This window comes from Bradyrhizobium sp. UFLA05-153, from assembly GCF_054185185.1.
Map to the genome: position 1 here is coordinate 1 of NZ_JBBIAM010000231.1, position 6,684 is coordinate 6,684.

Sequence of the window (6,684 nt, forward strand, 5' to 3'; positions counted from 1 at the left end):
GGTCTGGACGTTGCGCCGGGCCCGGAGATCCCAGAAGTGGAGCCGGTGGCCATATTTGTTCGACAGCAGATCTTCGGGAACGATCCCGTTCTCGAATTGCGGCGGCAGCCCCCACTCGCTCGTCACCATGTAGTCGCGCGGCAGATTCCACCAGAAGTCATAGTGCAGCGTCTGCGGACCGCGATCGATCTCCCAGCGACCGAGTACCTCGAACGTCTCGCAATCCATGATGAAGACGCCGGGAGGCCCGCTCGTGCCGTCCTTGCCGCCACCGCCGAGCGTGCTGACGTAAATGCCGTCAGGGCCGCAATGGATGGTGTGCGGCCGCGAGTAGCCGGTTTTCTTGAAGACTTCCTCCGGCTCGATGACCTTGTGAATTTTCGCTTGGGTCGGATCAGGCTTGGTGTCGATGATGTAGATTCGCGACGAGCGGAGTCCGGGAATGATGAGATAGCGCCGCTCGATGAAGGCGTGCCCGGCGAGCGGAGACAATGCCGACGAGCAGGCATTCCAGCCAAAATGATGAAACTCGTCGCCCTTGTTCGGCATCGTCACGGTATGGACGATCTGACTGTAGGTCGGCGATCCCGGCTTGACGTCGATGACCGCGAGTGCGTCGGGCTTGGAAAAATCCGGACTGAGCAGCAACGTATAAGCGAAGTTTTCGGGCGGCGCTTCCATCGCGAGTTTCGGCGATGCGTGGAAGGTCGGGTCTGGCCGCATTGTCATGGCACTGCCTCCCTGTTTGCGTCGGCTTGCGCCAACCTGGCTCGGGATAACGGCATAATGAAGTGCTGACGCGCGATGTCTTTAAGTTGCTCCGCAGGCCTGGTCGGCCCGGGAAGATTACGTCATCGCGCCGCCGCGCGAAACCGGCCGAAGCGCGCCAATTCGACGCTTGGAGCCGAAAGGGAAGCTGCCGAGAAGGCTGGATCGCGCACCCCTCCTCCGCGTCGTCCCGGCCTAGTGCGCAATTGCGCACGGGGGCCGGGACGACAGCAGAGTGCGTGGCGCGTTACTTCCCCCAGCGCAGCGCCAGCGCGTCGCGTTCCTTGGCGAGTTCGAGCAGGCCTGCGCGCGTGGCCGGGTGCAGCGGTTGCAGGGGATGGCGCACGGCGTCTGACTTGATCACGCCGCCGGCCTGCATCATCGCCTTGCAGGCGATCAGGCCGCACTGGCGGTTCTCGTAGTTGATCAGCGGCAGCCAGCGCTCATAGGCGGCCTTGGCCTCCTCGCGCTTGCCGGCAAAATAGGGATCGATGATCTGGCGGATGCCGTCGGGATAGCCGCCGCCGGTCATCGCGCCGGTGGCGCCGGCGTCGAGATCGGCCATCAGCGTGATCGCCTCCTCGCCGTCCCATGGACCTTCGATCGCGCTGCCGCCCGCCTCGATCAGGCTGCGCAGCTTCGCCGCGGCGCCCGGCACCTCGATCTTGAAATAGCGGATGTTGGAAAACTCACGCGCCAGGCGCGCCAGCAGCTCGACCGACAGCGGCGTGCCCGCGACCGGCGCGTCCTGGATCATGATGGGGATGTTGATCGCCGCCGACAGCACCTTGAAGAACTCGACGATGCCTTTCTCGGGCACCCGGAAGGTCGCGCCGTGATAGGGCGGCATCACCATCACCATGGCGGCGCCGGCGGCCTCAGCCTGCTTGCTGCGCGCCGCGCACACGGCCGAGGAGAAATGGGTGGTGGTGACGATGACGGGGACGCGGCCGGCGACGTGCTCCAGCACGGCATGCATCACGGTCTCGCGCTCGGCGTCGGTCAGCACGAACTGCTCGGAGAAGTTGGCGAGGATGCAGATGCCGTTCGAGCCGGCATCGATCATGAAATCGATGCAGCGACGCTGGCCTTCGAGGTCGAGCTCCCCACGCTCGTTGAAGATCGTGGGGGCGACGGGAAAGACGCCCCGGTATGGACGCTGGACTTTGGTTTGGGGCGTGGCCGACATCGAAACTTACTCCCTGGAATTCTTGCCGCGACTTTGTGGTGGGCCGCCCGCGATGCCGCGCGAGCATGGTACCGCTACCATTTAGCGCGGCAGCGCACCTGCGGCAATGCCGATCGCGGCGGGAACTTCAGATCTGATGGAGCTACGCCGAACGAACGGCGCCCAGGAAACCTTCGACCGCCACGCGCAGGTGGTCGGCATCGGCCGACATCTTCTTGACCGACTCCGTCAACACGGTACCGGCATTGCCGGTCTCGCGGTTGAGGCTGGCGACGCTGCCGATGGTGTCGGTCACCTCGCGGGTGCCGAGCGCGGCCTGCTGGAAATTGCGCGAGATCTCGGTGGTCGCCGCACGCTGCTCTTCGACCGCCGCAGCGATCGCCGTCATCTTCTCGTCGATGCCGCTGATCGCCCCGCCGATCGAGCGGATTGCGGATACCGCCTGCCCCGTCGCGGACTGGATCTCGGCGACCTGGCGCGAAATTTCCTCGGTCGCGGTCGCCGTCTGCGAGGCGAGGTTCTTGACCTCGCCGGCGACCACGGCGAAGCCGCGGCCCGCCTCGCCGGCACGCGCCGCCTCGATCGTGGCGTTCAGCGCCAGGAGGTTGGTTTGGCCTGCGATGGCGCTGATCATCTTCACGACCTCGCCGATGCGCGCGGCGGTCTGGTCCAGGATCTCGACGGTGGCGTTGGTGTGCTCGGCCTGCGCGACCGCCTCGCGCGCCTCGCGCGCGCTGGCTTGCACCTGCGCCGAGATCTCGCCGACCGATGCCGACAGCTCCTCGGTCGCGGCTGCAATGGTCTCGAGATTGTTGGTGGCCTGCTCGGCCGCGGATGACACCGCGGCCGTCTGGTTGCTCGACTCCGACACCAGTGAGCGCACACCCGTCGCGGTGGCGTCCAGCTCCCTCGTCGATTCGGCAACGCTGTGGATCACCGCCTGCACGGTGTCGTCGAAGCGCCGGCAGGCCGCGTCGACCGTGCTGGATCGCGCGAGTTGTTGGGCCTGTTGCGCCTCGCGCTCCTGACCGAGCCGCTCCGCCGTCGCCGCGCTCTCGCGCAGGCTCTCGAGCGCTGACGCCATCGTGCCGAACTCGTCGGGATATTTCGACTGCGGCACCGGCGTTGCGTAGTCACGGGCGCTGATCCGGGCGATCGCGCCCATCAGCGATTGCACCGGTCGCACCAGGCGATTGCGCACCACGAACACGCCGGCCAATGTCACTGTCAGCGCCGCCAGGAAGGCCAGCGACTGCACTACGAGCTTGGCGAGCGCCGTCTCTTGCACGGTTTCCGCGCGCGCGATCGACTGGTCCAGCGCCTTGTTTGCGACGGCCACGATCGGCCCGAACGGCGACTGGCAGAGCGCATTCCACTCCTGGGCGGAGACGGCTGGACGGCCGCTGCCGTCGAAATTCTTGGTGATCTGCGAGATCTGCTGGACGACCGTGTCGGTCTTCGCGCGCGCTTCCTTGGCCGTGGAGACGAGGTCCGCGGTCACATCGGGCGCGGCGAGAAGTTCCTCGATCCCGGTCCAGCCCGCGCCGACGACGCCGTTCCATTGCGCCACGTTCAGCTTCTGGGTCTCGTCGAGCGGCTTGCTCGCGTTGACGTTGGGGCGCAGCGCCGAGCACTGGATGCCATAGCGGTCGCGCACCTGCCAGGCGAGGCGGCGGACCTGGATCATTCGGGCGATGAAGGGATCGTTCATCCAGGCGCGGTTCGAGACCGCAGTCGAGGCGAGGTTCGCCGCATCGATGGTCTTGGTGACCGCATCGTACCAGGAATTGGTGCGGTCGATCTTGCGCTCGGCGCGCGGACGCGCGGCTTCGTCGAAGAACAGGCGGAACTGCGGCGCGGCCTCGCCCCAACGCTGTTTCAACGTGCTCGCAAGCTCCTCGCGACGGGCGAACTCGACGGTCTCGATGGCTGCGGCGATCGACTCGTAGCCGGCCTGTTCGAGCTTCTCGATCTCAGCCAGGCGGTTGCGCGGATCGTCCTCGCCAAGCAGCGCGCTCTGGGCATCGCCGCGGTTGGTCCGCAGCGACAGCACGCCCTGGAAGATTGCCTTGTCGGCGGCGGCCAGCCGTCCGGTCTCCTGGCTGTCACGATAGCGACCGATGGCTCCGGTCATCTGGATCGCCGTGCTGGTCAGAGCACCAATGGCCAGCAGAGCCATCAGCACCAGGAGAAGCGTGCTTACCGATTTCTTGATTATCGTCATTGCCGAGGCGCCCAGATTGCGCGGCCACTTTGCCGGGCGACCTGCCAATGTTTCGTTAAGTTTTTAGTCGAATTGGCTGCAATGCAAATTTGCGCAACGGCTGGTTGGTCTGAACGATCAGTCTGGACGAACGGCTGAGGAGGCCGGTGAGCTATGCCGGTCACAGGCGAGGTCACGCAATCTTCGGCCGCCATCTGCGCGACCAGCGCCTCACGTTTCGCATCAGCCGCTTGGTGGTGACCAGCGCGCCGGCGGGGTGTGCGGCCGATTTTAGCGCCGATCGGGCCTGAGCGGCGGCGATGTCCGCATCGCCCCCGGCCACATCGCCCCTCTCCCGCTTGGCCACACCGCGCCAATGCATGGCGAGCGCGTAGGTCGGCAGCAATTCGAGCGCCTTGTCGTAATTCGCAATGGCGCGATCGAGTTCGTGCTTGTCCTGGAAGGCGCGGCCCCGCCCGTAATAGGCCGTAACGAATTCAGGCTCGCGCCGGATCACCTCATCATAGTCGGCGATCGCGCGATCGAAAGCGCCCTTATCGCGCCAGGCAAGGCCGCGATTGTTCAGCGCGTCGACCTCATCGGGATCAAGACGGAGCACTGCGCTGTAGTCCGCGATGCTGCGATCGAGATCACCCTTCTTCTGGTAAGCGAGACCGCGGTTGAGCAGACTCATGGCATCGGTCGGATCGAGCTTGATCGCCTCGTCAAAATCAGCGATCGCGCGATCGGGCTCGTTCTTCATCAGGAGCGCGCTGCCGCGGTTGTAGAAGGCGTGCGATGATTTCGGATTGATGCGGATGGCATCATTATAGTCGGCAATCGCACGGTCCTGATCGCCCTTGGCGCCGTAAACGCTGCCGCGGCTTTCATAGGCGCTGCCATAGGCGGGATCGATCCGGATCGCGTCGTCATAATCGGCGAGCGCGTGGTCCAGATCACCTTTCGCCTGATAGACTTGGCCGCGATTGGCGACCGCCATGGCGTATTTGGGGTTGAGCCGGATCGCCGTCTCAAAGTCGGCGAGCGCCCGATCGGGATCACCCCGCATCTGGTAGATCGTACCGCGATTGTTGACCGCTTCGGCATCGGTGGGGTCAAGACGAACGGCCTGCTCGAAATCGGAGAGCGCGTGATCCAGCTCGCCCTTACGCCGATAGAACATTCCGCGTCCGCCGAAGGCCGAACCGAAGCTGGGATCCGTCAGAATTGCCAGGTCAAAATCGGTACGCGCTCGATCGAGATCGCCGCCCGTCATCCGCGCAACGCCTCGATTGAACAGAGCGACGGCGAGGTCGCGCCCCGTGAAGGCACCCGCATCGATCGCCTTGGTGCAGGCAGCAAGCTGCTCGCTGAGCGGCCGGTCGGTATCGCCGAGGCATTTCACCTCCCGCGATTGGGCATGGCCCGGCAGCCCCGCCAAAGCGAGCACCACGACCAGACCCATCATCCGCAACGCCAACATCGGTCCCCCACAAGCTAGATGCCCGTTCGTCGCGGGCCGGGGCCATTTCGTTCAATCCGCTCAGGCGGATAGAGGCGCCGACCACGCTCCCATCAGGGCCGGCGTCATGCGACCTTGGTGAAGTCGGGCGGGCGGCGCTCGGCGAAGGCCGTGAACGCCTCGCGCGCCTCGGCGGTGCGCAGGCGCTTTGCGAACTGCTCGCCTTCGGCGGCCATCTGAGCGACGAGGGCCTCGCCGTTGCGCATCAGCTGCTTGGTCGCGACCAGCGCGCCGGCCGGCTGCTTGGCGAGGCGCCCCGCGAGGCCCGCTGCCTCGGCATCGAGCTGGGCCAGCGGCACCACGCGGCTGGCGAGCCCCCATTCGAGCGCGGTGTTCGCCGGCACGGCCTCGCCGAGCGCGAACATCTCGTAAGCGCGGACGTGACCGATGCGCAGCGGCATCAACAGGCTCGAGGCCGCCTCCGGCACCAGTGCGAGGCTGACGAAGGGCGTCGACAACAGCGCATTGTCGGCCAGCACGACGAGATCACAATGCAGGAGCATCGTGGTGCCGACGCCGACGGCGCGGCCCTGGACGGCCGCGACCAGCGGGCGCGTGCAGCGCGCCAGCGACTGGATGAACCTGACGACGTTGCGGCTGCCCTCGGATTTACCGGTGGCGACCGCGGCGAACTCGCCAACGTCGTTGCCGGCGGTGAACATGTCGCCTTCACCGCGGATCAAGAGCACGCGTACCGACGGATCGGTCTCGGCACCCTCGATGGTATCGGCGAGCTTGCCGTACATCGCATCGGTCAGCGCGTTCTTCTTGTCGGGGCGCGCCAGGGTCAATGTCAGCACGCCATTGGTCATCTCGGTCCGGACATGCTCGGTCATGAAACGGCTCCTCTCATTCGTCGGTTGCTCGTGGAAACTTGGTTTGAATGCTCGTCAGCCAGCGCGCGACGATGTCGATCTCGGCGCTGGAAAATCCGTCTGTCAGCGCGGCGTTGATTTCCGCCGCCGCGGCCTTCGCCCGCACCTCGACCGCACGGCCTTTGGG

General features: G+C 65.7%; 5 protein-coding genes and 1 pseudogene. All 6 read right to left on the reverse strand.

All coding sequences use genetic code 11. The features are described 5' to 3' along the window. Positions 1-729, reverse strand: a 729-nt coding sequence (locus Q2941_RS50130) for a selenium-binding protein SBP56-related protein (protein WP_458197327.1), incomplete at its 3' end; no start/stop codon positions are given. Positions 730-1,015: 286 nt separating this feature from the next. Beyond that, a complete protein-coding gene (locus Q2941_RS50135) occupies positions 1,016-1,957 on the reverse strand; it encodes a dihydrodipicolinate synthase family protein (protein WP_027520749.1) in 942 nt (313 codons plus the stop codon). 142 nt (positions 1,958-2,099) lie between these two features. Beyond that, positions 2,100-4,181 carry a methyl-accepting chemotaxis protein gene (locus Q2941_RS50140; protein WP_458197328.1) on the reverse strand — a complete coding sequence of 694 codons (2,082 nt, stop codon included), beginning with the start codon at positions 4,179-4,181 and terminating at the stop codon, positions 2,100-2,102. 172 nt (positions 4,182-4,353) lie between these two features. Next, entirely contained in the window at positions 4,354-5,628 is a 1,275-nt protein-coding gene (locus tag Q2941_RS50145; RefSeq protein WP_458197329.1) for a tetratricopeptide repeat protein, read from the reverse strand. A gap of 119 nt (positions 5,629-5,747) precedes the next feature. Continuing rightward, positions 5,748-6,518: an enoyl-CoA hydratase gene (locus Q2941_RS50150; RefSeq protein ID WP_458197330.1), complete on the reverse strand. Its 771-nt coding sequence runs from the start codon at positions 6,516-6,518 to the stop codon at positions 5,748-5,750. A 13-nt stretch (positions 6,519-6,531) separates the two neighbouring features. Beyond that, a pseudogene (locus Q2941_RS50155) lies at positions 6,532-6,684 on the reverse strand (MarR family transcriptional regulator); the annotation flags it as partial.

Bases quoted from the DNA above. Each gene is read 5' to 3' on its own strand.
- Q2941_RS50150 (WP_458197330.1), bottom strand. From the start codon at position 6,518: ATGACCGAGCATGTCCGGACCGAGATGACCAATGGCGTGCTGACATTG.
- Q2941_RS50135 (WP_027520749.1), bottom strand. From the start codon at position 1,957: ATGTCGGCCACGCCCCAAACCAAAGTCCAGCGTCCATACCGGGGCGTC.
- Q2941_RS50145 (WP_458197329.1), bottom strand. From the start codon at position 5,628: ATGATGGGTCTGGTCGTGGTGCTCGCTTTGGCGGGGCTGCCGGGCCAT.
- Q2941_RS50140 (WP_458197328.1), bottom strand. From the start codon at position 4,181: ATGACGATAATCAAGAAATCGGTAAGCACGCTTCTCCTGGTGCTGATG.